The sequence below is a fragment of the Methanococcus maripaludis C5 genome, from assembly GCF_000016125.1.
GTDB lineage: Archaea > AGJL01 > Methanococci > Methanococcales > Methanococcaceae > Methanococcus > Methanococcus maripaludis_D.
On record NC_009135.1, the window covers coordinates 1 to 26890 of the forward strand.

At 36.1% G+C, this 26890-nt stretch carries 32 protein-coding genes, 2 tRNA genes and 1 pseudogene; 12 read left to right on the top strand and 23 right to left on the bottom strand.

Going from position 1 to position 26890, the window contains the following annotated elements:
* Positions 1 to 8: 8 nt before the first annotated feature.
* The 3 genes and pseudogenes from MMARC5_RS00005 to bioD form a co-directional block, all read left to right on the top strand.
* Positions 9 to 743: a 6-carboxyhexanoate--CoA ligase gene (locus MMARC5_RS00005; protein WP_011867780.1), complete on the top strand. Its 735-nt coding sequence runs from the start codon at positions 9 to 11 to the stop codon at positions 741 to 743.
* A gap of 8 nt (positions 744 to 751) precedes the next feature.
* Positions 752 to 1864, top strand: a complete 1113-nt coding sequence (locus tag MMARC5_RS00010; RefSeq protein WP_011867781.1) for an aminotransferase class I/II-fold pyridoxal phosphate-dependent enzyme — start codon at positions 752 to 754, stop codon at positions 1862 to 1864.
* Positions 1865 to 1872: 8 nt separating this feature from the next.
* Positions 1873 to 2499 (top strand): annotated as a pseudogene (bioD, locus tag MMARC5_RS00015) (dethiobiotin synthase); the annotation flags it as partial.
* Positions 2500 to 2513: 14 nt separating this feature from the next.
* On the opposite strand, the gene MMARC5_RS00020 reads toward bioD, so the two are convergent.
* On the bottom strand, positions 2514 to 2810 hold the full coding sequence (locus tag MMARC5_RS00020; protein WP_011867783.1) for a hypothetical protein: 297 nt from the start codon (positions 2808 to 2810) through the stop codon (positions 2514 to 2516).
* Positions 2811 to 2896: 86 nt separating this feature from the next.
* On the opposite strand from MMARC5_RS00020, the gene MMARC5_RS00025 reads away from it, so the two are divergent.
* From MMARC5_RS00025 to MMARC5_RS00040, 4 genes are read left to right on the top strand one after another with little or no spacing between them, the layout of a single operon-like run.
* Entirely contained in the window at positions 2897 to 3832 is a 936-nt protein-coding gene (locus MMARC5_RS00025; protein WP_048058424.1) for a hypothetical protein, read from the top strand.
* A gap of 8 nt (positions 3833 to 3840) precedes the next feature.
* Complete coding sequence (locus tag MMARC5_RS00030) at positions 3841 to 4596, top strand: YchF/TatD family DNA exonuclease (protein ID WP_011867785.1); 756 nt, start codon at positions 3841 to 3843, stop codon at positions 4594 to 4596.
* Between the two features lie 10 nt (positions 4597 to 4606).
* On the top strand, positions 4607 to 4915 hold the full coding sequence (locus tag MMARC5_RS00035) for a DUF749 domain-containing protein (protein ID WP_011867786.1): 309 nt from the start codon (positions 4607 to 4609) through the stop codon (positions 4913 to 4915).
* Positions 4890 to 5426: a DUF2096 family protein gene (locus MMARC5_RS00040; protein ID WP_011867787.1), complete on the top strand. Its 537-nt coding sequence runs from the start codon at positions 4890 to 4892 to the stop codon at positions 5424 to 5426. Before MMARC5_RS00035 ends, MMARC5_RS00040 begins: the two co-directional genes overlap by 26 nt.
* An 83-nt stretch (positions 5427 to 5509) precedes the next feature.
* Here the strand turns inward: MMARC5_RS00040 and mtrH are convergent, their stop codons facing one another.
* From mtrH to mcrB, 13 genes are all read right to left on the bottom strand, one after another.
* Entirely contained in the window at positions 5510 to 6469 is a 960-nt protein-coding gene (mtrH, locus tag MMARC5_RS00045) for a tetrahydromethanopterin S-methyltransferase subunit H (protein WP_011867788.1), read from the bottom strand.
* Between the two features lie 24 nt (positions 6470 to 6493).
* The gene (mtrG, locus tag MMARC5_RS00050) at positions 6494 to 6718 is read right to left on the bottom strand and encodes a tetrahydromethanopterin S-methyltransferase subunit MtrG (protein ID WP_011867789.1); all 225 of its coding nucleotides are present in this window, start codon (positions 6716 to 6718) and stop codon (positions 6494 to 6496) included.
* Between the two features lie 4 nt (positions 6719 to 6722).
* Complete coding sequence (mtrA, locus tag MMARC5_RS00055) at positions 6723 to 7484, bottom strand: tetrahydromethanopterin S-methyltransferase subunit A (RefSeq protein WP_011867790.1); 762 nt, start codon at positions 7482 to 7484, stop codon at positions 6723 to 6725.
* Between the two features lie 16 nt (positions 7485 to 7500).
* Entirely contained in the window at positions 7501 to 8220 is a 720-nt protein-coding gene (gene mtrA / locus MMARC5_RS00060) for a tetrahydromethanopterin S-methyltransferase subunit A (RefSeq protein ID WP_011867791.1), read from the bottom strand.
* A gap of 21 nt (positions 8221 to 8241) precedes the next feature.
* The gene (locus MMARC5_RS00065) at positions 8242 to 8568 is read right to left on the bottom strand and encodes a tetrahydromethanopterin S-methyltransferase subunit B (protein WP_011867792.1); all 327 of its coding nucleotides are present in this window, start codon (positions 8566 to 8568) and stop codon (positions 8242 to 8244) included.
* A 10-nt stretch (positions 8569 to 8578) separates the two neighbouring features.
* Positions 8579 to 9367, bottom strand: a complete 789-nt coding sequence (gene mtrC, locus MMARC5_RS00070; RefSeq protein WP_011867793.1) for a tetrahydromethanopterin S-methyltransferase subunit MtrC — start codon at positions 9365 to 9367, stop codon at positions 8579 to 8581.
* Between the two features lie 38 nt (positions 9368 to 9405).
* Positions 9406 to 10113: a tetrahydromethanopterin S-methyltransferase subunit D gene (gene mtrD / locus MMARC5_RS00075; protein WP_011867794.1), complete on the bottom strand. Its 708-nt coding sequence runs from the start codon at positions 10111 to 10113 to the stop codon at positions 9406 to 9408.
* 26 nt (positions 10114 to 10139) lie between these two features.
* The gene (gene mtrE, locus MMARC5_RS00080) at positions 10140 to 11039 is read right to left on the bottom strand and encodes a tetrahydromethanopterin S-methyltransferase subunit E (protein WP_011867795.1); all 900 of its coding nucleotides are present in this window, start codon (positions 11037 to 11039) and stop codon (positions 10140 to 10142) included.
* A 269-nt stretch (positions 11040 to 11308) separates the two neighbouring features.
* On the bottom strand, positions 11309 to 12970 hold the full coding sequence (mcrA, locus tag MMARC5_RS00085; protein ID WP_011867796.1) for a coenzyme-B sulfoethylthiotransferase subunit alpha: 1662 nt from the start codon (positions 12968 to 12970) through the stop codon (positions 11309 to 11311).
* A gap of 40 nt (positions 12971 to 13010) precedes the next feature.
* Positions 13011 to 13793, bottom strand: a complete 783-nt coding sequence (gene mcrG / locus MMARC5_RS00090; protein WP_011867797.1) for a coenzyme-B sulfoethylthiotransferase subunit gamma — start codon at positions 13791 to 13793, stop codon at positions 13011 to 13013.
* 9 nt (positions 13794 to 13802) lie between these two features.
* Positions 13803 to 14399 carry a methyl-coenzyme M reductase I operon protein C gene (mcrC, locus tag MMARC5_RS00095; protein WP_011867798.1) on the bottom strand — a complete coding sequence of 199 codons (597 nt, stop codon included), beginning with the start codon at positions 14397 to 14399 and terminating at the stop codon, positions 13803 to 13805.
* A gap of 8 nt (positions 14400 to 14407) precedes the next feature.
* Positions 14408 to 14887: a methyl-coenzyme M reductase operon protein D gene (gene mcrD, locus MMARC5_RS00100; protein ID WP_011867799.1), complete on the bottom strand. Its 480-nt coding sequence runs from the start codon at positions 14885 to 14887 to the stop codon at positions 14408 to 14410.
* A gap of 11 nt (positions 14888 to 14898) precedes the next feature.
* Positions 14899 to 16230: a coenzyme-B sulfoethylthiotransferase subunit beta gene (gene mcrB, locus MMARC5_RS00105; RefSeq protein ID WP_011867800.1), complete on the bottom strand. Its 1332-nt coding sequence runs from the start codon at positions 16228 to 16230 to the stop codon at positions 14899 to 14901.
* 259 nt (positions 16231 to 16489) lie between these two features.
* On the opposite strand from mcrB, the gene mmp10 reads away from it, so the two are divergent.
* Positions 16490 to 17800 carry a methyl coenzyme M reductase-arginine methyltransferase Mmp10 gene (gene mmp10, locus MMARC5_RS00110; protein ID WP_011867801.1) on the top strand — a complete coding sequence of 437 codons (1311 nt, stop codon included), beginning with the start codon at positions 16490 to 16492 and terminating at the stop codon, positions 17798 to 17800.
* On the opposite strand, the gene MMARC5_RS00115 is transcribed toward mmp10, so the two are convergent.
* Both MMARC5_RS00115 and MMARC5_RS00120 read right to left on the bottom strand, forming a co-directional pair.
* Complete coding sequence (locus MMARC5_RS00115; protein WP_155810359.1) at positions 17793 to 18080, bottom strand: hypothetical protein; 288 nt, start codon at positions 18078 to 18080, stop codon at positions 17793 to 17795. The genes mmp10 and MMARC5_RS00115 overlap by 8 nt on opposite strands.
* 323 nt (positions 18081 to 18403) lie before the next feature.
* Positions 18404 to 18518 (bottom strand) — tRNA-Met (locus MMARC5_RS00120).
* 129 nt (positions 18519 to 18647) lie between these two features.
* On the opposite strand from MMARC5_RS00120, the gene MMARC5_RS00125 reads away from it, so the two are divergent.
* The 3 genes from MMARC5_RS00125 to MMARC5_RS00135 all read left to right on the top strand — a co-directional run bounded on the left by MMARC5_RS00125 (position 18648) and on the right by MMARC5_RS00135 (position 20832).
* A tRNA-Leu gene (locus MMARC5_RS00125) sits at positions 18648 to 18732 on the top strand.
* A 163-nt stretch (positions 18733 to 18895) separates the two neighbouring features.
* The gene (locus MMARC5_RS00130) at positions 18896 to 19453 is read left to right on the top strand and encodes a UbiX family flavin prenyltransferase (RefSeq protein WP_011867803.1); all 558 of its coding nucleotides are present in this window, start codon (positions 18896 to 18898) and stop codon (positions 19451 to 19453) included.
* Positions 19454 to 19479: 26 nt separating this feature from the next.
* A complete protein-coding gene (locus MMARC5_RS00135) occupies positions 19480 to 20832 on the top strand; it encodes a signal recognition particle protein Srp54 (RefSeq protein WP_011867804.1) in 1353 nt (450 codons plus the stop codon).
* A 351-nt stretch (positions 20833 to 21183) separates the two neighbouring features.
* Here MMARC5_RS00135 and npdG read toward each other — a convergent pair whose 3' ends face one another.
* Together npdG and MMARC5_RS00145 are read right to left on the bottom strand one after the other, a co-directional pair.
* Positions 21184 to 21855, bottom strand: coding sequence for an NADPH-dependent F420 reductase (gene npdG, locus MMARC5_RS00140; RefSeq protein ID WP_011867805.1), 672 nt, complete (start codon positions 21853 to 21855; stop codon positions 21184 to 21186).
* A gap of 21 nt (positions 21856 to 21876) precedes the next feature.
* Positions 21877 to 22683 (bottom strand): sugar phosphate isomerase/epimerase family protein, encoded by an 807-nt coding sequence (locus MMARC5_RS00145; RefSeq protein ID WP_011867806.1) that lies wholly within the window; start codon positions 22681 to 22683, stop codon positions 21877 to 21879.
* Positions 22684 to 22760: 77 nt separating this feature from the next.
* Between MMARC5_RS00145 and MMARC5_RS00150 the strand changes: the two genes are divergently transcribed.
* A complete protein-coding gene (locus MMARC5_RS00150; RefSeq protein WP_011867807.1) occupies positions 22761 to 23336 on the top strand; it encodes a FumA C-terminus/TtdB family hydratase beta subunit in 576 nt (191 codons plus the stop codon).
* Positions 23337 to 23421: 85 nt separating this feature from the next.
* Here MMARC5_RS00150 and MMARC5_RS00155 read toward each other — a convergent pair whose 3' ends face one another.
* The 5 genes from MMARC5_RS00155 to MMARC5_RS00175 are packed head-to-tail and all read right to left on the bottom strand — an operon-like array spanning position 23422 to position 26784.
* Positions 23422 to 23907, bottom strand: a complete 486-nt coding sequence (locus MMARC5_RS00155) for a 30S ribosomal protein S19 (RefSeq protein WP_011867808.1) — start codon at positions 23905 to 23907, stop codon at positions 23422 to 23424.
* A gap of 38 nt (positions 23908 to 23945) precedes the next feature.
* A complete protein-coding gene (locus tag MMARC5_RS00160; protein WP_011867809.1) occupies positions 23946 to 24668 on the bottom strand; it encodes a 50S ribosomal protein L2 in 723 nt (240 codons plus the stop codon).
* 40 nt (positions 24669 to 24708) lie between these two features.
* Positions 24709 to 24969: a 50S ribosomal protein L23 gene (locus tag MMARC5_RS00165; RefSeq protein ID WP_011867810.1), complete on the bottom strand. Its 261-nt coding sequence runs from the start codon at positions 24967 to 24969 to the stop codon at positions 24709 to 24711.
* Positions 24970 to 24990: 21 nt separating this feature from the next.
* The gene (gene rpl4p, locus MMARC5_RS00170) at positions 24991 to 25749 is read right to left on the bottom strand and encodes a 50S ribosomal protein L4 (protein ID WP_011867811.1); all 759 of its coding nucleotides are present in this window, start codon (positions 25747 to 25749) and stop codon (positions 24991 to 24993) included.
* Between the two features lie 30 nt (positions 25750 to 25779).
* Positions 25780 to 26784, bottom strand: a complete 1005-nt coding sequence (locus MMARC5_RS00175) for a 50S ribosomal protein L3 (RefSeq protein ID WP_011867812.1) — start codon at positions 26782 to 26784, stop codon at positions 25780 to 25782.
* Positions 26785 to 26890: the final 106 nt, after the last annotated feature.

Below are 26890 nucleotides of genomic sequence, written 5' to 3' on the forward strand. Positions count from 1 at the left end.
TTAAAAAAATGTTTAGTTTAAAAATGAGAGCTTCAAGAAATGGAAATCATGTTTCGGGTGCAGAACGGTTAGTTAATGAAGAAAAAATTGAAAAAATTTCTTCAGAGCTGATAAAACGTGCAATGAGTCATGAAAATGGAGTTCCAGATTTCATAAATTTAAAGATAGAAAAAGTTACTGAAAAAATAAATAAGTTAAAGCATCTCGAAATAAAAACAGTTCATTCAACTTCAAAAGAGAATTCCAGAAATATTGCAAGGAATCTTTTGAAAAATGAACTGGAAAAATATTATTTAAAGAATGGAAAAGATATTGAAAAAATCGATGAATTGATTGATTTTGCATTTAAAATAATTGATGCAGGAAATATGCGTGGAGCCGCAATTTTAGATTTGGATGGAAATCGACTTGAAAATATTTTAGAACGAGGAATTCGCGTAAAAAATATTGATACAACAGAAGAATTATCTGAAAAAATTTTAAAAGATAGTTCGTTAACTGAAAGAACTGTTGATGCAATCGCAATCGCAACAAAAGTTGTAAACTGCGGTGTAATTTCAGAACTTTGCACGTCTGACAACTTTTCATATACGACTGGTTATGTTGCAACTAAAGACGGATACTTTAGAATTTTAAATCTTAAGGATAAAGGGCAGGTGGGTGGACGAGTATTTTTTGTTGAAAATTCAAAAATCGATGAATTATATGATAAGCTTGAAAACATGCCGGTTACTGTTTACTAGGTGTCTTTATGTTTAGAGAAAACTTAAAAAATGAGATTGATTCAATAAAAAATCAAAAACTCTATAGAAAATTAAAAGGGGAAAAAGGTATTGAATTAAACTTCTCTACAAACGATTATTTGGGACTTTCGAAAAATAATGACGTAATTAACGATTATAACGAAGGTTTGAAATACGGTGCAGGGGCAACAGGTTCAAGACTAACATCTGGAAACTTAAACCACGAGAAACTCGAAGAAACAATTTCTGAATTTAAAGGAACTGAAAAGTCACTGGTTTATTCTTCGGGTTATAGTGCAAACTTGGGGGTCATAAGTGCGCTCTGCAAAAAAGGAGATTTAATATTAAGCGATGAATTAAACCACGCATCAATAGTCGATGGAATAAGGCTTTCAGGAGCCGACAAAAAAATTTATTCTCACAATAATACTTTCAATTTAATTGAAATTCTGGAAGAAAACAAAAATTACGAGAATAAATTTATTGTAACCGATGCAGTATTCAGTATGGGTGGAGATATTGCACCAGTAGATGAATTAAAAAAAATAGCAGACGAATATAACGCAGTTTTGATATTGGATGATGCACACGGAACCGGTGTTTTGGGAAATGGGAAAGGAACACTTCAACATTTTAAAATAAAACCAAATGACAATATTATTCAAATTGGAACCCTTTCAAAGGCGATCGGAACTGTTGGGGGATTTGTAACAGGTATTGAAGAATTAAGTGATTATTTAATAAATACTTCAAGAAGTTTTATTTATTCAACAGCACTTCCTCCAGCAGTAATCTCTGCAAGTATTAAATCTTTTAAATTGATAAAATCTGGCGAATTAACTGATAAACTATCTAAAAATATTGATATTGCAAACAAAATCTTTAAATCAGCAGGATTTATCGAGGAAGAACAGATTACTCCGATATATCCATTTTTATTCGGGGAAAAATCGATAAAAATTTCAGAAGAACTTTTAAATTATAAGATATTTTGTGTCGGAATTCGCTATCCAACTGTCAAAAAAGGTTCCGAGCGAATAAGAGTAAGCATAACTGCAGAAAATAAAAAGGAAGATTTTGAATATCTATGCGAAAGCATTTCAAAAATAAACAATGGGTGATTTAAACGCTATTTGTAACGGGAACTGACACGGGAGTTGGTAAAACATACGTTTCGGTAATTTTGGGAAAAATTTTGAAAGAAAAAGGCGTAAATGTTGGATATATGAAGCCTATTGAATCAGGGGGGGTGGAAGATACACTTTACGCTAAAAAAGAACTTGGTCTTTCCGAAAATATTGAAACATTAAATCCAATAAATTTGAAAAATCCGCTATCCCCAAATATCGCAGCAGAAGTCGAAGATTTTGAAATAGATATTGGAAAAATAAAAGAGTCTTTTCAAAAATTAAAAGAAAATCACGATTATTTAATTGTTGAAGGAGCAGGTGGGGTATGCGTTCCAATATTAACGGATTATTTAATGGCTGACATGATAAAAGATTTAAAGTTACCTTGCGTTTTAGTTTCAAGACCGGATCTTGGAACAATCAACCACACGATACTGTCAGTTGAATATTTGCGAAAAAAAGGAATCACTGTAAAAGGTATAATCATAAACTGCATAAATGAATTAGAAGATGTTCCGTACTACGAAAAAACATTTAAAACAATTGAAGAGTTTGGAAACATCGAAATAATTGGTTTTGTAAAAAATAAGGATGATTATTCGATAAAAATTGAAAAATTGTTTTAAATACTATTATTTAATTATTTTTTTATAAGTTCTAATTTCTGCCTTATTTCGTAAATCTTGACAATCAGTAATTCTTTATCTCCATCGGAAATCTCTTTTTCAGAAACTTCAGATATCAGCTTTTCTTTTCTAAAATCGATTAAATTCAAAATTGAATCAAGTTCGAAATCATTTTTAGTTTCTTCGACTATTTTTTTCCACTTTTTTCCAATTTCATCTATTTTAGATTCGATTCCCAATTTTTCGGTTCCATTGATTATATTTAATTGTCTTTTGAGATCATTTACGTTGGATTGTTCGTTGGGCGTCATTTTAAAACCTTGCAACAGGTTATATAATGCAAATTATTATAATCAAAATTGCACTAGATTATATTTATTATTTACTCGGTGATAATTTGGATAGTATTTTAATTGCAGAGGCATTTTCCAGTTCTTTTTTTTATACCGTAAGGATTTCTGCAGTAGTACTTTTAACAATTTATATTGTGAATTATTTTGTAAATAATGGACTTTTAGAAAAAATTTCAAGTTATACATATCCCATAACGCAAAAACTTAATTTAAACAGTTTTTTAGTTTCTTCAATACTGGTTTCATTTTTCAGTCCGACTGTGGGGTATACAATGCTTGCAGATGGAATTGCTGAAAAAGAATTAACTGAAACAGAAGTTTTGGCCGGAACATTAGCAAATTCATTTCCTGCGGTACTATCACACGTTTTAACGTACTATATTCCTGTGGTTATACCAATTTTAGGATATACTGGAATAATTTATGTAATTTTAAGACTTTCAATTGCATTTACAAAAAGTATTTTGGGACTCTTTGTTCTTTTGATGATTTCAAGAAAAAGTGAAAAGAAAATACAAACTCAAATTAATAATAAAAATAATAAAAAGAGTCCCTTTGAAAAAACATTTAAATTTGCAAGAAGATTTGTTCCAGTAATGTTTGTTTCGATGTTTTTGGTTTTGTATCTGTCAAAAACAGGATTTTTTAATATATTTTCCACAATTGTAATGCCTGTAACGAATATTTTTAATTTAAATCCAAATACTGGAATTTTAGCAATAACTGAGATAATAAATGTCTCAGCTGCAATGGTAATGGCAGGAACGTTCTTAAACGAAGGTTCACTAAGTGCAAATGAGGTTTTAATTGGACTCATATTTGGAAATATTGTGGCTTTTTCTACGAGGTCAGTAAAACATTCAATTCCACTTCATTTTTCACTATTCGGTTCGAAAAGAGGTACCAAAATAATACTTTTAAATTCGAGTGTTACAATAATCTTAGACATTCTGATAATCGGACTTTTAATTATGTTTTAGGTGTTTTCATGAATTTAGATGATTTTAAGTATATCGATTCCCACTGCCACGTTGAAGATAAGTCACTCAATAAATTTCGTGAAGATATTGTAAAAAGGGCGTTTGACGAAAAAGTGCAGATGGTAACGAGCGGTACGAATTTAGGTGGCTGCAGAAGAGCAGTTGAATTAAAAGATAAATATGGAATTTACATAACTCTTGGTTATCACCCGGGAAGAGTAAATGCCGAAGATAACGCAATTGATAAAGTTTATAGATTTATTCAATCAAAAGAAAAGGATATTTTGGCAGTTGGGGAAATCGGGCTTGATTTTGATGCAGGAAATACTGAAAGACAGGAAAGTATATTTAAAAAGTTTATAAAACTCGCAGAAGAATTAAATAAACCTGTAGTAATTCATGCAAGGGGTATGGAAGAGCGTTCCTACGAAATTTTAAGAAATGATTCAGTTTCAATGTACCACTGTTACAGCGGTTCACTGGAACTTGCAAAAGGGCTGATCGAAAACGGCAATTTTATTTCATATTCTACATTAGTATGCTTTTCAGATCATCATAAAAATCTTGTTAAAAATCTCAGTCTTGAAAATATTGTGGTGGAAACAGATAGTCCTTATATTTCACCGATAAAAGGTGAAAAAAATGAACCAAGAAATGTAATAAAGGTCATTGAAACGATATGGGAATTAAAAAAGGACGAATATTCCTTAGACGAAATCACTAAAATTATATACAATAACACAAAGAGGTTATACCATATCTGAGGGTGATATAATGGTAAAATTCACTGCAAAATTGATATCGATTATAACTGTGGAAGAAGCACTGAATTCAGAAGTTTCGGGAACTGTTCGGGTCAGGGCTTCTCACGATAATAGGGAACTTGATCCCAATCAAAATGTGGCAATACTTAATATTGAAGGAACTACCAGCTACCAGGCTTACTTTGTAGATCCTGATACAGATATTGAAAAAATAAAGGCAGACCTAGAAAAATACGGTGCAGTATTGAACCACAATTCAGAAGAAATAATTAAAAAATATGTCGAGAGGATGAATGATGAAGGATGCCAAGGGGATTGATAAACAGTGGGTAATATTAAATGAACTGGCATCAAAAGTTTCTAAAATTCGGCCACTTCCTGAAGACGTTTATTCAAAACTCCGGATTGCAAATAATATAATTACTTACTATTTACTTGACGAACACGCAGATTTTGAAGTTTTAAGAGACGCTGAAAAGGAAATATCGAAAATACAGGTGATCTTGTTTGGATTAGCTGACCCTGATACTTCAAAAGAATATTTGATCAAAATGGGTCAGGCATTAAGGAATGAGATTGATCTTGAATTTCCATTGAAACAGACTTCATTTAATACCGAAGTTAAAAGAAAGAAAGATTCTGAAACAATAAGAATAAATATGCCTGTAGAAGTTCATATTGAAGTTCTTGGGGAACTTAGCGAGCATAACGGAGTAATATTTGAATTAAGTCAGGAAGACGAGAAAAAAGTTCTTATCGAAGGCGTAAAAGAAAAAATAACTACTACATTGAAAGATTTTTCTGTAATATGGAAATTTACGGATAATTAACTTTTTTATTTTTTTATAAACTATAATTTGTAAATTTAAATTTTAGAATATTATTTTACAAAAATAAAAAGAGAACAAATTAATTAAATTAATTTGTTTAATGGGTGTTCTGCAACAGTTGCAGTTCCCATTTCTTTTGCGGTTTCTGCGATGATCATATCGGTCATTGCAACTGCAGGGAATGCGAGTTCAGCATTGTCGATTGGACCGTATAAAACGTAGTCACCTGAAGCCATTGTTTGTACAATGTTTGCACCAATGTCACATACGTGGTGTACGTCTTTTGAGATCTGATCTTTGCCTTCTTCTCTTAATCCTTTTCTGAATTCTCTAAGCCAGTCCCATGCGGAAGGTACGTTGTGAATACCACTTCCTACGGGTAAACCGAGTTTTGCTTTAACAGCGAATGATGCTCTAACAGCGTGACCTGCACCGTTACCCATTGGGGTTACTGCAACGTCGATGAGTGGGTATTTAATACCTGCTTTTTCTGCAAGTTCTAACATACCGATGTCTTTTGTTTTACCACCATCGTTTAATACGTTCAATTTACCTCCAACGGATGGATCCATTGGGTCGAAACATAAAACGATTGAAGCTTCAACATCACTGTTTGTTAAGTTTTCAATTTCTTCATCTTCTGCAGCAACGTTAATTGAGTTGTAAACACACTGTTTTGCGTATCCTGCTTCTGTAGCTCTGTTTGCAGCGGCCATTCTTGCTTTACCGGATGTTGAATCGAGTAACATTGGACCGTCCCATACTTCGGAAACGAAATCAATGTAGTTAACTAAAGCTTCTTCTGTACCGCCGAAAACTTGCACGAATGCTGAGTTTCCTGTAATGTCTTGCATTTCAGCTTGTTTGTTAATTAAAGCTTCAGCAGCTTTTTTATCGAAGATACCTTTTTTAGCATCTTCTACAATTTTGTGTCTTGCGTAGAAAATTGTACCGGATAATGCGGTAGGGTATTCTCCTGGTTGTCCACCGAATTTTGCACCAGCGAACTCAATGACCATTTGTTCTTTGTCAAATCTAAACATTATTCCACCTCTGTTTAGGCTCTCTTATTTTATTAAGTCAAATAATGGTAAAACGGTTCCTAGAACATATACGAATATAAATCCTATTGCGAGTCCGTATGCAATACCTACGTCTCTTCCTGCCTTTTTACCGGTTCTCTGGATTATTTCAGCGTTGGTATTTTCAACTGTATTTTCGATTTCATCGAGTTTTGCTTGAAGTTTTTTGTAGTCTTTTGTTGGTGTGACTACTGTTGGAATTTCAGACATTTACTCACCCCATTAAGAATTTTAAAGCTATTGGGACTGCAATTAATGCGATAGCAAATACTGAACCGTACATTAATCCTGTGACAGTTTCAGTCTGAACACCGGAAGCTAATCCGAGGTCTCTTGTCATCAATCCTACTTTGTAATCCAATGCTTCGTTTAATGATTTTATTGATTCAATGTCTGGCTCTGCTACAGTAGGGATACCTTCAATCATGAGGCCTCCTTCTTCGTCACCAGCAGCAGCTGCGCCACCTTCTAATTCAATGACCATTGGATCTTCTTCAAATGCTCCAGGGTCTTTTGAAATACAGTTTTTGATTGCGTCTGCAATTTTACCCTTGTCTTCAACATCAATTAAATCAATGCATTCAACAACTTGGGTTTGGAGTCTTCCAACTGGTTCTTTTCCTACGTTTTCCATGAATGGAATAGCTCCTTTAGCTCCGATGATACCACCATCGTCACCAATTCCGTTTTCGTATAATGCTTTGATACATTGTCCAGTAATGTGTCCTTGAACTTCTGATCCAGCAATTACCATAAATCTGATGTTTGGGTTTGAAATGTAGTTTGCAACAACTTTTTCAATTCCTAAGTTTTCTGTGTGGCATGGCCCTGAGATAGCTGCACCAGCGTCAATTGCAGCCTGGTCCAAACCGTGGGAACCGAGTGTAATTACTGCAACACAGCTTTCAGGGTTACCCACTACATATTCACCGTTAGCAACAGGCCATCCTGCTGCTGGGGCTTTTTTATCTGCCATTGTTTGCACCTCCTCCTTAGAGTAATGAGAATACCAATATTGAAAGGAACAAGCCTATTGCAATACCTTGGATTTTTCCGTTGTAGTATCCTGAATTAAATTTAGCAATCATTGCAGCTTCATTCATTTTTTCGGAGACGATTCTCATTCTAGCTTCTAACAATGCCATTTCTGGTGAGGTAGGTTTTATTGAAGTTGATTCGTCACCAGCAGCAGCTGCGCCACCTTCTAATTCAATGACCATTGGATCTTCTTCAAATGCTCCAGGGTCTTTTGAAATACAGTTTTTGATTGCGTCTGCAATTTTACCCTTGTCTTCAACATCAATTAAATCAATGCATTCAACAACTTGGGTTTGGAGTCTTCCAACTGGTTCTTTTCCTACGTTTTCCATGAATGGAATAGCTCCTTTAGCTCCGATGATACCACCATCGTCACCAATTCCGTTTTCGTATAATGCTTTGATACATTGTCCAGTAATGTGTCCTTGAACTTCTGATCCAGCAATTACCATAAATCTGATGTTTGGGTTTGAAATGTAGTTTGCAACAACTTTTTCAATTCCTAAGTTTTCTGTGTGGCATGGCCCTGAGATAGCTGCACCAGCGTCAATTGCAGCCTGGTCCAAACCGTGGGAACCGAGTGTAATTACTGCAACACAGCTTTCAGGGTTACCCACTACATATTCACCGTTAGCAACAGGCCATCCTGCTGCTGGGGCTTTTTTATCTGCCATTGTCTGCACCTCCTATTCAGATTACAACCCTATTAAGCTTAAATTCATTTTAACAGCCAATATAGTTACAAGCACAAGAATTGCCATTGTTACCCAGAAACCAAAGAACATTCCTTGGAACATACCTGCAAGTTTGTAGGTTCCTTCTCTTCCAGCGTATGCTTTCATAGGTGAGTTTCTTGGATCGAGTGAGTTTTCTAATGCTTTTGCATATTGTGCTAATCTGTTTATTTCGTCTTCAACAGGGTGTAAATCTACAACGAGAATGTCTTTTCTCATTTCGGCTATTAAACCTGAGTCTATGTCCATTGCAATTTGAATTTCAGGACATACTTTGACGATATCCATCTATACCACCTTACTCTTTCTTAGGCAATTCTGGTACATATTTAACTTCGCAAGCATCAGCAAGTGATGTTTTTACGAATGTTCCGTAAGCGATGAACCAGAAGATTGCAGCTACTGCTGTTGAAACTATGTCTAATTTTGCAATTGCGAATACCAACCATGCCATAAATCCACATGCAACTGCAAGAGTCATTGTTCTCTTGTGGCTCTCATCTGGACCGATACATGCGTTGAATGGGTGCAAAATTGCCATACCTGCTGCAATAAATGCCAATGCAATAACTCCGTTGTTAATTGCACCGTTAATAATTATATCTGCTGAAAATCCGCCTGCGAATGCAGTACAGAATCCTAAAATTGCTAAAGCACCCATTAATGAGAGTTTAGTCATACTTGAAACAATAATTGGTACTTTCATTCCTACTGGGTTTTGTGTTAACTTACCCACGATGAATCCAACAACTACTGCGATTACTGCAGCAAGGATTGGTGTAACAAGTACTGGGAGTCCAAATGCTGAAGGTATCAAAACACCTGCTAATGCGGAAATTGTACCCATACCTAAACTTACCATTCCAATTGATGGAACACCTGTACCTAAACCGTATGCGGCTACTCTTCTTGTAGTGTTAGCACCTGCAACACAAGCGCCCGCAGCTAATAACCCACCAAGGAGCATAGCTAATGACGGGAAAAAGTGTGCGATGTATATTCCAACGAGTGATAATACAGCGCCGAATGCTAAAACCTGATCTTCAGGGAATAGTTCTGCTGCGTGTCCTCCGCCACCATGTGACATAATTACACCTCAATTATTTTTTGAAAACCATGGTAGACTTAAAGTCCCATAGCCATTCCAATTAATACTGCACCTGCGATTAATGAAGAAACAAATGAAGCAATAACTCCGTTTGGCATTTTCTTAAATTTAGGGTCGTGGAATCCTTCGATTGTACCACCAATGTTGTATGAAGCTAAAACCGCGTTCATAAAGAAGAAACCTACTGCCAAAACACCTGCAATAGCTGCGGCAAATCCTAACTGTTGGAGTGCGATGTATGCAAGAGCACCACCGAGACCACCGAGTGCTGCACCAATTGTACCACTTACGAAACAAACGGTTGGAATACCGTGTCCTGTTGTACCTGGTGTGATGTATGGTTTTTGAATATCTCCGGTAATAGGGTCTTTTTCACATTTATCTGCTGCAGGGACGATACCAATACCGTATACATAGATAATTTGACCGATTAACATTGTAAGGCCTAACATGATCATTGCACCGACAGCACCAGATAACATGATCAATAACATGTGAACTGGATTAGCCAATGAAACTCCCGCTTGTGAAGCCATTGTAGCTGCAGCCAAGAGACCGGTAAAACCTGCACCTGCTGCTAACTGTGTTGTACCTGTACCTACCCCTGTTGAAGTAGCCATCGCTGCTGGAGCACCACCTACTGGAACGAAGTGAACGCTTGCGTTGATAATCGCTCCCGCAATGGTTATTTCCGCAAGAGGTAATATAAAGCTTGTAGCATCCATAATATCACCAATCTTCCTTATTTTAATTAATTTCTGTATGGTCCGTATTTGTTTCTAGCATATACCTCGAGTTTCCTGTTGATACCTGCTGCAACGGCCACTACTAAGAGACCTACTAAAAGTGCGATTGATGTTTTTGTTACTAAGTCTCCACCGATGATGTTACCGAGAATGCTTCTCCATCCATCGAGGAAGATAATTAAACCAAAGCATAATCCTGTAAGTGGACCACCAAATCTTGAACAGAAATATGAAGAATCTAAACCATTTCTCACACCGTATTCTGCGTAAATATCGATGTCACCTTGGTTAGCAACAGGGATACCTCCACCGAATGGGTATTTTTGGTATTCTCTTTCAGCACCGTAGTGAACGTCACCAGTTGATGAACCGATAGCACCTACAGTAATACCGAAGATTAATGCAACCAATGGTAGTGGGAATGGGTTTCCTAATGCTGTTGTTGCTAAGTATGCAGCAAGAGTCATTGTGAAAACAGCTATAAATCCGTGTCCTACGATTGGACCTATGTGTGATGTAAGAACATCCATGTAAACAGGTTGTCCGAACTTTTTGGACTGACCTACAGTTCTTCCAAGGAATGCACTAACTGAGTATGCACCGTGTACGACTGCAGCAACACCTGAACCTACGATTATCGCTAAAACAGCGTTTAATCCTGCGTTAATTAGTGCCCAAGCAATGGTACCTGCAACTGCAACATACAAACCGTATGATACAGGTTCCCCAGATATAGCTTTGTTAAAGTATCTGTGGATATTGCCCATTTGCGGACCTAATTGAACCTGAGAGTTAGGGTTTGACTGTGAACCGACATCGGATTCCAAGTCTTCAGCACAACCTGAAACAGTTGCAGCCGCCCCAGCTAGGGCCAATGCCCCCAGAGAAATCAATGTTGGATCCATTATTTCACCTCACAATATATGGGACTGTTAGCTATACTTTTTATTGGCTTTTTGAGCCTAGAAACATATCTATGCCGTTAGCTATTCTGTTATTATCTCTTTATATGATATATATTACTTTGTATTCCGTTTTTTACCGAATAACGCGTAATATTTTCTTTAATTTAGTTAAAGTATATTTTAGTTAAGTTATATTGTTAACGATACTGAAACAATATATACTAAGTATAAAAAAAGGAAGCCAAGAGGCTTCCTGTATTTTAGAGAAATTATTTAGCAGGTAAGATAATGTCTCTTTCTCCTGCAGCGTCGAATTCTCTTAATGCTCCTCTAGCAAACTCTTTTCTAGGTTTGGAGAAGTCGAATACGAGCATTGGGTCAGCGAATGCAACTTTTACCAATGGGCTAAGTGCAAATGCATCTCCTCTTGCGGAGTGGGCAGATTGTGCAATACCTGCGTATTCTCCCTGGTGACCTACGTTCATTGCGTAGTTAGGGTAGTTAGGTCCTCTTAATTCAAGAGGTGCAGCTTCGTCGTTTCTGATTGCGAGTGAGTTTGAAGCACCACACTGGTCCTGCAAGTCGTAACCGTAGAATCCGAGTCTACTGTGGTATTCTTTGTGTAATAACTGTGATAAGTACCAGCCGTTTACACCAGCGTTTGAGTTACCTGTTGCCATACATACGCTGATACCTGATGCAGCAGCCGCAACCGCAGCTCTTTGTGATCCACCGAAGTGGTCTTCTAATAATGCAGGGTATTCATCGTACTGTTCTAATGCGTAGAGTGTAACTTCACCAGCAACATCTTCTACTACATCCATTGTAGCTTTTGTTCCCATTCTACCGTATTTTTTCTCTACGTAATCTAATCCGTAGTATGAGAAGTCATCTAAAATATCATCGGTGTATGACGCGGTAGCGTATTGTGTGAATCCTACACCACCGGACATGTATGCACCGAGCCAGATTTGGTCGTATAATGCAGCACCAGTAGCTACAACCTCTAATGATTGTTCAACAGGGTCTTCTGAAACTCTTGTTGTTTGTACAACATCGGAGAGAATACCGAATCTGATTCCTCCTGGTTCGTTTGGACCTCTTGCTCTTCTTCCTGGTAAAGCGTTACCCATCTGAATTACGTCAGCGTGTTTTGAAGCATATGAGAAGTCAGCTGTTGCAGCTTCCCCTGCACAAAGTTTGTATGCGGTAATGAATGACATTCCGATCTGCATTGCAGACCATCTTGAGATTGTACCACCGTCACATACCCTACCTACGAGTGATGGAACTCTTGATACTTGGTATGTTTTTTTACCGATTGCAGCTTTTATTGTTTCAGCCTGATCTTCAGGGAACAATTTGTTAATGTCGATTAAGAACTTGTCGTCTAATTCGTCAGCTAACTCATCGTCACCGGTGAAGATTCTAGCATAACAATCCCATGCAAGGGATGGGTGAACTTCAACCATGTGTTCTTGAACAACTGCACCACCAGCAAGAGCGTGGTTGATTGTGTGCATATATTCGTTGATTGTTTCAGGAGTTACTTCTACACCCAATCTTTTTTCTAAAACTGAGTGAGCAGTGTCCATACCTACAATAACGGTTCTTCTGATATCGTCCCATAATTGTTGGATAGCAGCGTTGTTCATGAAGTGTAAATCGTCACCTTCACAGTAGTCGTCAGTGTTTGACAATTTGTAAGGCATTAATTTTCTTTGACCAAGAGGAACACCAATGTCCGGGTTGTAGAGTGGTACTCCTTGTCTTTTCTCAGCTAATATTTTTTCATTAGCTTCAACGAACTCTCTTTTCCTAGCTGACTGTTCCCAACCACCGTAGGTATAGAATTTTGTGTATTTTTCTTTTGGGTCTTCTTCGAATTTTTCCTTTAAGGCTTTCAAAAATAATCTTTTTTCAGCTTCCATAAGTTCACCTCAATGGTTTAAGAGGTTTTTTTTAATTCAATTATAATCCTTTGAATATTTCGTTTGTAGGAATGTATCCACCAAGAGTTCTTGCTCTGTGGATTCTTTTTACAACGTCAATAACGTCAGGATCTGCTCTCATTTCAATACCGTCTTTTCTGTAGATGGTTGTCATTTCTCTTAATTTTGCTTCAGGAAGTGGCTCTCCAACGTCAACAGGTGCATCGAGTGGTTTTCCTACCTGATCTTTTACGTACATAACGTGTCCTGTTTTTTCGTCGAATACGGATCTCTGCAATGCATCAAACATCATACCGTTTTCGTCCAATCTTAATGAGTGTCCGTGTACAGTTGCACCTCTAACACCTGATGTTGCAGGGTCAAAGAGTTCTGTATCCATAAGTATGTTTTTGGAGAATTCTTCGAGGTCACTTTCTCTACATTCAACAACTTGTCTTCCTGAGAGTGTACCTGCATCTACTCCTCTTAATCTTGTCATGTATGATCTTGATCTGTCGTATGGTTGAGCAGGAGCGTAGTACATCGAGTCAGCAAACTGGATGTATCTAACTCTATGTCCTTCTTTAGCACCGTTTAATGGTTCAACTAAATCTCTTGCATAGTCTTCAATGAAGTCCATTTCTTCGAGTGGCGGGTGAACTGTTTTGTAGTCTTCACCAGGCTGTCTGTGTCCCATGATTTTTACAACATCTTCATCTGGGATTTCTCTTAATTTTTCCAATTCATAGTTTGGATTCAAGTGATTTCTTCTGTTTTCAGCAACTTTTGTTGCACCAGGGTAGAACTGAGGCGTATATGCCATAAGATCACCTTAACCTAAATGTTTTTTTATGCATTCAATGATTTCATCAATTTTTTTTTGAGGGGCTGATTCTCCCCTAATTACTCCGGTAATGATTTCCACGATCTTACCTTCAGTTTTTGATTCTAACGGCATCACGTTTCTCGTTTTTATTCCTATTGTCGCAAAATCTTCCATATCTACTGGTGATTGGCAGACAACTATTGTAGGAATATCCACGTACCTTAAGAACAATCTAGCTTTGTAGATTATATGGCTCTTAACATTTCCGAAATGTATTACACATAATTTATGCCTATTAACTTGTTTAGCTTCCTCGGGTTTAAGTCCAAATGTGGAACCCAAACTCCCTTGTGGAGCGTCTGACGGAATTCCCGCTCCTGCATCTAATACAAGAACACTTGTTTGAATTCCCGCTTCCCTTATTCCATAGGTAATTTCGCATACGGGTTTTGTAATATGCCTTCGTCCTGGAGACATTGCAACAACGACCACGTCATTACGCAGTCCTTCTGCAAATGTTCCTCTTTGGGCAAGCCCCCCTCCTTCTCCAAGACCCATAACCGCTCTACAATCAACGATCTGCTCTTTTCTACCTACGGGCATAAAATCACTTATTCGTTTGTTTCGCTTTTTGGGATCAAGGCAACAGAAGAATCGAACTTGCTTCTGGGATCAGTTGCACTCAATAATCTTTTGTCAATATCATTAACAGCGGATTCCCCGTATTTTATGAAATCCGTTACTGTAGGCGTATTCCTTAAGAATTTACCCTTTGTTAACCGGTATCCAAATGGGAAAAGATCCTTACAGATTTCGTCGATTTTTTCAATTTCGCTTTCATCATCCAGTAAAACCCATAATCTTCCAACTTGGAGCATGAGTTCTACAGGAACTCCTCTAACAGTAATTTCCTTTTTTTCAGAATGATTTACTGGAGTTCCCTTAGCTGGACCGTATCCCACTTTTTTAGGGAGTGATTCTCCATGTATAACTACTCTTTGAACGGTACTTAATGAATAAGCGCTGTTCAGGAATTTTTCGGTAGTTTCCGCTTTTAAGTACCTATGTGGGAAGACTTCTAATTCAATCATTGTCAATTACCTTAAAATTGGTCTTTAATGCTTAAAGCTCCTTCAATTACGTATTTCATTGGTTCTCTGAATTCGTCGAATGCTGAGTATACTGCACCAACTAATCCTGAAGTAGTTTCAGGGGAGAACATCTGTGTACCTGCATCTGCACACATTGCCGCACATACTGGAGGAATAGCGAATCCTTTGGAGTGTCTGGTTACAACGTGGTTACCGTTGAAGATACCAGGTCCACCGCCACCGTAGATTGAGTGTGAGAAGAATGAGAATCCTACTGCAGTACCCATTGATCTACCGTAGTCAACACCAGGTAAACCGGTTTCGTACTCTAGAATATCGTTGAAGTATAAAATAACTGAAGCAACGTTTTGTGCTGCTCTTGCTGCACCACAGCTTACTGCAACTGCTGCAACTAAACCTGCTGCTGCGTAAGCATTCCATTTGTTTACGTCAGCTGGTTTGTACATGTTGAATCCTGAGCTCATTGTTTTGTCAACAACAATTACGCCGTCAGCAATTGCTCTTTCAACAACTGTTTCAACAACTGAACCAACAGTTCCTTTTCCATTTGCTTTAATAAAGTCAATAACTAAATTATCAGCGTTTAATCCTTGGTAAGCTAAACCAAGTAAATGCTGTCTTTCGAATGATCCTACTGCGTCACCCATTTCGAATGTTGCAGTCTGTTCCATAACTGATGAGAATGCAATAGCGTTCATCATGTTTTTCTTGGTTGTAGCAACCGCGTGGTTAACCGGAATATTTCTTAAAGCGTAACCTAAACCTTCCATGTTTGAAGGTGCACCTAAAAGTGACGCAATGTTACCGCCTGCGTAATCCATAACCTGTGGGTAGTTACCAACAATTGCAGCGTGCACTGTTGAACCATCGAACATGTCAATGTCGAATGTTTTAATAAGTGCTTCTTTCAATGCCATAGCGGTTGAAAGCATTGATACTGAGTATTCTGCAGCTACTTCCAATCTTGCGGTTGGAACTTGCACAGCTAACTGCTTTCCGCCGTTAACTAATTTTACTGCTGTATCGTCATCTTCGGATACTTTTAAGATTTTTTCTACTTCGTCAGCAATAGCCTGAGCATTGCTTACTGCGGATATGTCCAAAGTTCTTCCTGGAACTTGGCATCCTTTTCCACCGATTTTACCTGCAGCTAAGGTACTTTCAATACCAGCGAGGTTTACAGCAACGGTTCTTTTAATGTTCTTTACCATGTTTTTGATGGTAGGATTATATAATGGGCTAATAGCTTCTAATGGTACATTGTCGGCTACTAGGTTTCCTTTCGCATCGTACAAACTGATCTTATCATCATACTTTACCATAGGAACCACTCCTATTTTTTTGATATATACATCATAACATTATTGAAAGAATATATATTCAAGTTTTCATTAAACTCAAATAGAAAAATATATATACTGTCTATAGTCGATTAAGTTTTAGATTAGGTTAAATATGTCAATTTTTAGTACGTAATACGGTATTAAATCAAAATTAACCGCGCTATTGTTGAGATACAACAGATGTTTTTAATGGATTAATATTAGTTACTATTTTTATAAACTCAAATAAGATGGTAGTATGAACCAAAAGTTTGGATTTAATAATATCGATGTGGGTTTTGGCTTCGAGGATAACGAAGATAACAACGCAGATGATAAATCACAAATATTAATTGACCTCAAAGGAGAACCCGGAAAGAATTGTGGGGGTTTTTGTAAATTTTGTTACTTTAGAAAAGTTAATTTTAATAATCCTAAACCTTTAGGTTGTGGGCAGTGTACCTTCCAGATAGGATGCGACTACTGCACAAATTCGATAAGAGAAATCAACGGAAACTTTATCCCGATACCATTTGCAGTTGAACAGGTTCAAAATGCATTATTATTCAAAAAATATGAAAAAGTAAACATTACAAGTGGTGGTGATACCAGTTACTACCCCTATCTTGAAGATCTATGCAAAATAATCAATGAAATGGGTTTAAAGATACATTTAGGATATACTTCCGGTAAGGGATTAAACGGCATCGAGTCGGCAAAATATCTTGTAAAATCGGGTGTTGAAGAAGTTACCTTCTCAGTTTTTTCGACGGATCCAAAACTTAGGGAAGAATGGATGAACGATAAAAATCCAGAACAATCTCTCGAATGTTTGAAGTATTTCTGCGAAACTTGTGAAACCCACTGTGCGATAATCGTAGTCCCCGGAGTGAATGACGGAGAAGTATTGAAAAATACGATTTCAGATCTCGTTTCATGGGGTGCGAATGCCGTAATACTGATGAGATTTGCAAATAAAGTTGAAAATGGGTTAATATTTGAAAATGAACCATTAATCGAAGATATAAATGTTCAAAGTGTCGAAGAATTTGGAAAATTGGTAAAAGAGATGTATGAATTGTTTGGAAATAACATAAGAATTTCTGGAACTCCAGTATATGACCCGATAACAAACACTCCGTTTGCAATTTATTATGAAGACGAAGTTTTGAATGAGTTGCGATCTAAAATCAAAGCAGAAGCAACCATAATTACTGGAAATGTTTCTTTTATATATTTAAGTAAAATTTTTGAGAATACGCCGATAAAAGTTATTTCAGTAAACAAAGACATTGCAGATTTAATTACAAAAAAAGACTTAGAATCAGTTGATCTTTCAGAAGTAACCGATACGGTACTTTATCCTGAAAATGCAATCGTTCATGAAAGAGATGCAGAAGATATATTCACAAAAGATGGAATGAAAAGAATTGTCTTAAGGGGGATCGATAAACTAACAATGGATGGGGAAGTTTCAGGAATTTTCACAAAAGAAGAAGCAATAGAATTTGAAGTAAATGCCTTCAATGAATTAATTGAAAAGATAAATTTCTTTGGAAATCCTATTTAAACTCTGGATATTTATGTTCAAATACGTAATCTGCCTCTCTGTTTAGGCATTCTGCAAAAATTGAAAAATACAATAAGTCTATCTCCAAATTATTTTTTTCAAATACGTATCTCCATTCTGTAAATGAATTGTCAACCTGATTTAACATCGTTTCAAAAATTTTTGAATCATCGATAATAAAATTTGAATTAGATGTTTCTAGAATTTTATTTTTGTATGTAATTTTTGTTAAATAATCAGTATGTGGTTTATGGCATTTCAGCATAAGATCAAAATCCAATTTAACATCGTTCTTAGTTTTTTCATCTAATTTATCAAATAATTCCTTTATTTTATGTATATGTGGGTAGGATTTACCGTTTTCAACGAGTAAAAATTTTAAAAAAAGTTCTGACGATATCGCCAACAATAAAATTATTGGTTGAGGATCTCCGTAACATTCTGTAAATTCAGTTTTATTTTCTTTAAATCCCTATATTCTCACTACACCCCTCAAATACAATTTAGCTTGAGAATGCATCGCATGTGATTTGTGTTTAAATATTGGCCCCATACTCCCACCATATATTTAGATGTATAAATTAATTTACCCAAAAAGAAAAATGCCGAGGGGGGGACTTGAACCCCCGACCTCTCGGTTTCCCAGGACCCAAGGGGAAGAACCCCTTAGGAATTTCCGTATGAGCCGAGCGCTATAACCAGCCTAAGCCACCTCGGCAATGTGCTTCATCAAAGCATCTTAAAGTAAGCAGAACAGCTATATATAGTTTTTGTAGAAAGTTTTAAATACTGAAATACAAAACTACACTATGCTTAATTGATTAGGCACTTTTAAAAGGTTCATTGTGCGAGGGTTGCCAAGCCTGGTTAAAGGCGCTAGGTTGAGGGCCTAGTCTCATAGGAGTTCGAGGGTTCGAATCCCTTCCCTCGCATATTTTTTAAAACAAAATAATGCGTTTTTTCTAAAGTTTATTTTAAAAATGATTTTTTCATATCTATACTAATATTATATTATCTAAATTTTTCAATTTTTACACCATTCTATATATAAAAAGTCGGAAGAATAGTTTTTATTATAATCATCGAAGGGATAACATGGATGAGATAATAGTTTGCATTACAGGAGCTAGCGGTGTAATTTATTCAAAACGGCTTTTAGAAGTTTTAAAAGAAGAAAATATTAAAACATCGCTGATAATTTCAAATTCCGCGAAAAAAATAATTAAACACGAACTTAAAATGGAAATTGACGAATTTAAAAAACTTGCAGATAACTACTACGAAAACGATAACTTTTTTTCACCTGTAGCATCAGGTTCACATAAATTTAAAGCAGCAGTGGTAGTTCCATGTTCTATGAAGTCTTTATCATCAATAGCAACTGGATACAGCGATAATTTAATTGGAAGAGTCTGTGACATTGCATTAAAAGAGCGAAGAAATTTAACAATTGTTCCAAGAGAAATGCCATTTAGTACAATTCATCTTGAAAATATGGCGAAACTATCACATTTAGGAGTTTCAATAATTCCGCCAGCTCCTGGATTTTATAACGATCCAAAAACAATAGACGACCTCGTCAACTTTGTTGTTGGAAGAATTTTGGACAATTTAAAAATCGAAAATAAAATATTTAAGAGATGGGGAGAATAATTACCTGCTAATAACTTGGTGAAAATATGCTTGATAAATTAGGCCAGAACCTCTCTGATGCACTAAACAAAATTAAGAACGCTACTTTTGTCGATAAAAAACTCGTAAAAGAAGTAATTAAAGATATCCAGAAAGCTTTAATCCAATCTGACGTTAATGTAAAGCTCGTATTTAATATGAGCAAGGAAATTGAGAGAAAAGCTATTGAAGAAGCGCCTCCAAAAGGACTCTCGAAAAAAGAGCACATTGTAAAGATTGTTTACGATGAACTTGTAAAATTACTTGGAGAAACCACTCAAAAATTAGAACTTGACCCTTCAAAAAAATCTGTAATTTTACTTATAGGTATTCAGGGAAGCGGTAAGACAACGAGTGCCGCAAAACTTGCAAGATATATCCAGAAAAAAGGTTTAAGACCTGGATTAATCGCAGCGGATGTTTACAGACCTGCAGCATACCAGCAATTGAAGCAGCTATCTGAAAAAATAAATGTTCCACTATTTGGTGACGAAACAAGAACAAAAACTCCCGTAGACATCACTAAAGAAGGAATGGAAAAACTGAAAAAAGTAGATGTTATAATCATCGATACAGCAGGTAGGCACAAGGAAGAAGAAAGTCTCTTAGCTGAAATGAAAGAAATGAAGGATTTAACCAATCCAAATGAAATAATCCTTGTAATTGATGGAACATTAGGTCAGCAGGCTAAAAATCAAGCAAAAGCATTCAAAGAATCAGTTTCAGAAATCGGAAGCATTCTTGTTACAAAATTAGATGGTTCAGCAAAAGGTGGTGGTGCGTTAAGTGCCGTTGCAGAAATCAATGCTCCAATTAAATTTATCGGAACTGGTGAAGGAGTCGACAATTTAGAACAGTTTGATCCTAAAAAATTCATATCCAGGATTCTTGGACTTGGGGACTTAGACTCTCTTTTGGAGAAAACTGAAGACATAATGGACGAATCAACGGAAGAAAGTATTGATTCAATTTTAAAAGGTAAATTTACATTAATTGAGCTTTATGCACAGCTTGAAACCATATCAAAAATGGGTCCAATGAAACAGATTTTAAGTATGATTCCGGGAATGGGCGGAAACCTTCCAAAAGAAGCTGCACAGTTAACTGAAGACAAGCTGAAAAGATACAAAATCATGATGGACTCTATGACACTGGAAGAAAAAGAAAATCCTGAACTCATAAAAACTTCAAGACTCCAGAGAATTGCAAAAGGAGCAGGGGTAAAACAGGATGAAATAAAGGATCTTTTGAAGTACTATTCAACTACAAAAAATGCTTTTGGAAATTTGAAGCGTGGAAAAATGCCAAAAATGGGTGGACAGATGGGCCAGATCATGAGGCAGTTAATGTATAAAGATTAACTTAAAACCAATTATTACTTTTTTAATCACTTATTTTCACGAAAACAATATACTAAAATACTTTTTTGATCTAGGCTAATTTTGAATGGCTATATATTCGGGTTAATTTAGATATAATCTTTTTTGGAGAAAAATGAGATTTACAGTAAAGATTCTTTGATAACATGTGTGACCTTATTCATCATTGCTTATTTACTGCAAGGATTACTTGCAATATTATTGCTAGGACCTTGCCATCAACCCCTTTGCAAACCAGATGATATTGATAATGGCAAATACTCTCAGATTTATGGGATTATTGTTTGCAATAAAATCGGTTGTTTTTTGGAAAAAATGAGTAGTAATTCGATATTAAAGGTTTAATCCTGTAATATGAATTCCTGCACCTTTTAATTTGTATTTTATGTTTAACTGAATCAATAATGGCGTAATTTGTTCTATAAATTTTGAAATTTCTAATTTTCCAGCATCAATTCCCCTAACTCCCGGAATTTCGCTTGCAAGATCAACAATCACTTTTTTAGCATCTTTGTCATTTCCTGCAATTAAAACATCGCAAGCAACGTCACAGTCTAAATCTTCTAAACATTTTGAGCAGATGTTTTGAAATCCGCTGACTACATTTGATTCTGGAAGCATTTCTTGGATTAATTCTGCAACTGAGCCTTGAGGGCATGCAATAACTCTTGTTGGTTTGTCTCCAATTGCTGTTGCAAGTGGAACTCCAATTGAAACAACTATTTTTCCTTTTAATACGTCTTTTAATTCTTTCAATGTGGAAATTGTGTATTCGAAAGGTAAAGATACAATAACTACATCGGCTAATTTTGAAGCTTCAATATTGGTCATTCCTTTAATATCTGCAGAATATCCTTTTTCTGAAATTATTTTCAAGGCATTTTCTGCAGCTTCTTCTGCTTTTTCTGCTTTTCTCGATCCAATTAATATTTCATGATTTTTTGAAAATCTAAGTCCAAGACCAAATCCTTGATCTCCTGTTCCACCAAGTATCGCAATCTTCATAATCACACCTTTATTTTGTATTTATTTTTCAATCATCGATAGATATTTGTTTATCGTTTCTCTGCTGTTTACAGCGTCCCTTATACTTTTAGATTCAAAAGATAAAACATTATCGTAGTTAATATCTTTTAATTCACTTAATATTTTTAAAAAGTCAATGTTTCCAGCACCAATCAATGCATGTTCATCTTCTGTTCCCATATTGTCGTGAATATGCACATGAACAATTCCTTTTCCTATTTTATTTAACTCTTTTACAAAAGTTTCAGGGTTTTTTGTTGCAGTGTTTGCATGACCAATATCAAAGGTAATTCCAAGGTACTTTGAGTTGATGTCTTTTATAATATCTTTTAAAGATTCAATGGTAACCCCCAAAACTCCGGGGTAATTTGGCATATTTTCTAAACCAATCATTACTTCGTAGTCTTCAGCCATTTCCACTATATCGTTTAAAGAGGAAAAATTGTTGTCTAAAATCTCTTTTGTGTAGTCAGACCAAAGTGGCGGTAAGTATCCTGGGTGAACCGTAACAACATTTGCATCGAGTTCAAAAGCACCTTCAATTGCTTCAATAATGCTGTTTGTTGTTAAATTTCTAACATCCCTGTTCATTGACGCAGGATTTAAATCTGAAAACGGTGCGTGAATTACCAGATCAACATCGTATTCTTCCCTTAAATTTCTTAAATATTTTATATTTTTTGGATTTAATTGATGACTTCCTTCAGAAACAATTTCCCAGCAGTCAAAAGAGTTTGTTGCAACTTTTTCCATTGATGACTGGAGAGTTTCCGGTAAAAATACTAAAGATGATATTCCATATTTCATGACTATCTCTCCCCGCTTTATCTATTAATATAATAAAAGCATTCTATCTATTAATCAGTTTTTATTCTGGTGATAACGTGCAATTAAAAACACCAATTTCAAAGGAAGACGTTAAAAAACTCAAAGTTGGCGATATCGTATATTTAAGTGGCGATATTTGTACTGGAAGGGATGAAGCCCACATAACAACAATAGAAGAAAAAAAACCTCCAATAAATCTTGAAAATGGGGTAATTTATCATGCAGGCCCTATAATGAAAAAAGAGAAAAATGGCAAATGGACATGTGTTGCCATTGGGCCGACAACATCTGCTCGAATGAATGGACTCGAAGAAGACTTCATAAGAATTACAAATATATCTGCAATTGTTGGAAAAGGTGGCATGGATGATAAGCTTTTGAAAACTTTTGAAGAATCGGGTGTAATTTATTTTGCAGCACCGGGGGGATGTGCAGCACTTTTAGCAGATTCAGTAAATGAAGTGAAAAACGTTTATCATCTTGAACTTGGAATGCCAGAAGCATTCTGGGAACTAAGTGTTGAAAATTTTGGACCATTGATTGTCGCAATGGACGCTCACGGAAATAGTTTATATTCTAAAGTTAACGAAGACGTCGATAAAAATTTAGAAAATATTCTAAAAAAGTTATAATTTTTTTTAAAATAAATATTAATTCTTTAATTTAAATTTATAAATTAATTTTCCCAAAAATAAAAAAAGAGATTTTGAATTCCAATTATTTAATTGGAACGAACATTGAACCTCTTGTTGCACCCATACCTGGTGAACCGTGTTGAACAACTGCTCTTGTTGGAGCCATTTCTCCTAAGAATCTTCCAACGGTTTCTTCAACTAATTTAATTTCTTTGAATTCTTTACCGTTGTAGATACCGAATGTTAATCCAATCATTTCAGGGGTTATAACAAAGTCTCTGCAGTGAGTTCTTATAACTCTTGCTTCTTTACCTCTGTTTGTTAACCTTCTAGCTTTTTTGATTTTCATAACTAATTTTCTTTGTTTAGGGGTAATTCCTCTAGCCATTGTTCTTCTTTGTCTTGAAGGAACAATTTCCATGAATTTTTTAATTGGCATTTCTTGAAGTTCTTCCAAAGTGAAACCTTTGTACTTGAATTCTACTCTTCTTCTTGGTGCCACATTTTGTTTTTGTTTATTTTTCTTTCTGGCGCCACCTTTGCCACTGTACTTTTTTTGTCTGGCCATGTTTTCACCTTTAAAATTTAAAGAGATAGCTTAAGTTATTATTTCCTACCGGTTCTTCTTGAAGCGATATGTCCTACTTTTCTACCTGGGGAGGTATGTCTTGAAACGCTTGAAGGTTTTCCTAAGTGCTGGTGTCTTCCACCACCGTAAGGGTGATCTACAGCGTTCATTGCAACACCTCTAACTTTTGGCCATGCAACAGCTTTAGCGCTTAATGAATGGTATTTTTTACCTGCTTTAACAAATGGTTTTTCTTTTCTTCCACCACCTGCAACAACACCAACTGTTGCTCTGCATGCAGGGTTCAAAACTTTTGAAAAGCCCGAAGGTAATTTTACGATTGTTTTTCCAACGTCGTGTGAAATAACGTGTGCGTAACATCCACCAGATCTTACTAATTTACCGCCATCTCCGGGGATGGTTTCAATGTTGTATACTGGAATACCTTCTGGGATTTCACCAAGTGGTAAAACGTTTCCAGGTTTGATTTCTGCGCTGATACCGCATTCAATCTCTTCTCCAACTTGAATTCCTTCTGGAATTAATACTAATCTTTCTTCATCGTTAGCAAATCTTACTTTTGCTACAGGTGCAGATCGTCCTGGGTCGTGTAAGATATCAACAACGGTTCCGAGGATTTTTCCGTCCTTTTCCATTTCGTCGTAACTTCTGTACTTAACTGCACCTTTTCTTTTATGAGTAGGGGATCTGTATTTTGGAGTCCCTCGTCCTCTATTCTGGGAAATCAGTCTTTTACCCATTATATCACCATATTATTTAATAGTGTTTTCTTAAATCGAATTAGTAGATTCCTAAACTTGCAGCTACTTCTCCAGCGTTGTATTCAGCTTTCAACGTAATGTACGCTTTTTTCTTTCCTTTTGGAGTAATGCTTGTGTTTATATCTGCAACTTCTGCATCGAACAATTCTTTAATTGCTGCTCTAATGTCTGCTTTTGTTGCTTTTCTTTCAACGTAAAATACCAATCTGTTTTCTTCTTCAATGAGTTTCATTGTTTTTTCACTAACGATTGGTGTTTTTATAACATCAAAGGCATCCATGCCATTCACCTCATATTGAGCTTAAAATCTTCCGTTTATTTTTTCAATGGCATTTTCAGTCCAAAGTGTTAATCTTCCAGCCATTGTTCCTGGTGCAATGTGTATTGCGCTTAAATCGTTAGCTGTAATTACATCTACACCTGCGAGGTTTCTTGATGCTGCAATTGCTTCACATGCATCGCCTACAACAACCAAAACACTTCTTGGTTTTTTGTATTTTCTTCCTCTTAATTTTGCTCTTCCAGCTTTAATTTTAATGCCGTCTTTAGCTTTTTCTACGTCAGCAGCTAAGTTTAAAGCTTTGAAAACATCTAAAACTTCTTTTGTTTTAACAAGTCCTTCGAATTCTGCGTTAACAACTAAAGGTAATGAAGGAACACCTTCGATTTTGTGGCCTCTTGCTGAAACGATTTCAGGAATTGCTGAAGCTGCAATAGCGCTTGCTAATGCTTTTAATTTTTCTTTTTTGTTTATTCTTTCGAATAATATTTTTTCAACTTTTGGAGGGTGAGCTCTTCTTCCGCCCACTGCTTGAGGAACGAATGCACCAGCACCTTGTGCGGTTCTTCTAACTCTAGCTTTACCATGTCCTTTTCCAATTGATTTAGCTGAAGTTCTGTAACCTGCAAACGCATCGCAACCTTTTGGTTGTAATTTTGCGGTTAATGATGAGATTACTGCTCTTTTAATTAAATCTGGTCTGTATTCTGTTTCAAATACAGCAGGTAATTCAATATCTCCTTTTTCAGAACCATCTAAATTGTAAACTTTAACATTCATAAGTTAACACCTGCTCGTGTTTTTGAGTAATTAGTTTCCTTGTTTGGATTCTGTACTGATGTAAGCAACTTCTGGTAAGCCGAATTTGTCTTCAGCAGCTCTTACAGATCCTCTTAAAACTACTAATCTTTTTGCAGGACCTTGAACAGTTCCCTTAACTACAACATAGCCGTTTTTAACAGCACCGTAGTTTAAGAATCCGCCTTTAGGTGTAATTTCAGCGCCTTCGCTGCCTAATTTTAAGATTCTTTTGTTGTATTCCGTTCTTTGGTGGAAACCCATCTGACCAGGTAATGGTACAGTCCACATAACTCTTCTAGGTCTCCATGGACCGATTGAACCTGTGTGTCTACCAACACCTTTTCTTTGGTGTTTTCCAAATTGAACTTTGATTCCCCATCTTTTAACTGATCCTTGGAATCCTTTACCTTTAGTAATTGCCAAAGTATCGATAATTTCTCCAGCTTCGAAAACATCGCCAATTGCGAGTGTTTTGCCTAAGATTTCTTTAGCATAAGCTAATCTTTCAGCAACTGATGATCCACCGATTCTGATTTCAACAACTTCAGGTTTTTTCTTTGGTATTCCTGTAGTTTTTGGGTTTGTGTGAACAATAGCTCTAACTTCTGTAGCTTTTTCTACAACAGCATCCAAAGCATCAGCAGTTTTTTTCTCTTCTTTTTTAGCTAAAGTTAATTTTCTTCCTAAGTCGCCGTCTAACTGTTCAGCCCATACTTCAGTTAATGCTTTTAACCCTTTGGTTGTTTTTTCGTAGAGTCTGATTCCTGCTACGGTAACGTCCGGTGTTTCTAATACGGTTACAGGTGTAAATACTTCCTGACCATTGTTTGGACTTTTAGGGTTGTTTTCGATCAATAAAGCATGTGTTGTTCCTGCTTTGTATACAGGGAATGCTTGGAGTCCTACTTTTTTGTCTGCAGGCCATGATCTGATTTTAGGAACTAATTTCTTAGCTCTTTTTCTTGGGCTAAATGCTAGGGAACCTCTACGAGGTCTATTTTTTTTCATACCCATAGTATAACCTCCTATGATAGTTAACTAGAATTTCCGTGTTTTATTCGCGTAAGACTAGTCTTTTTTGAAGTGTTTGTTAAGTTTTTTTAAAAACAAAGCAACCTAT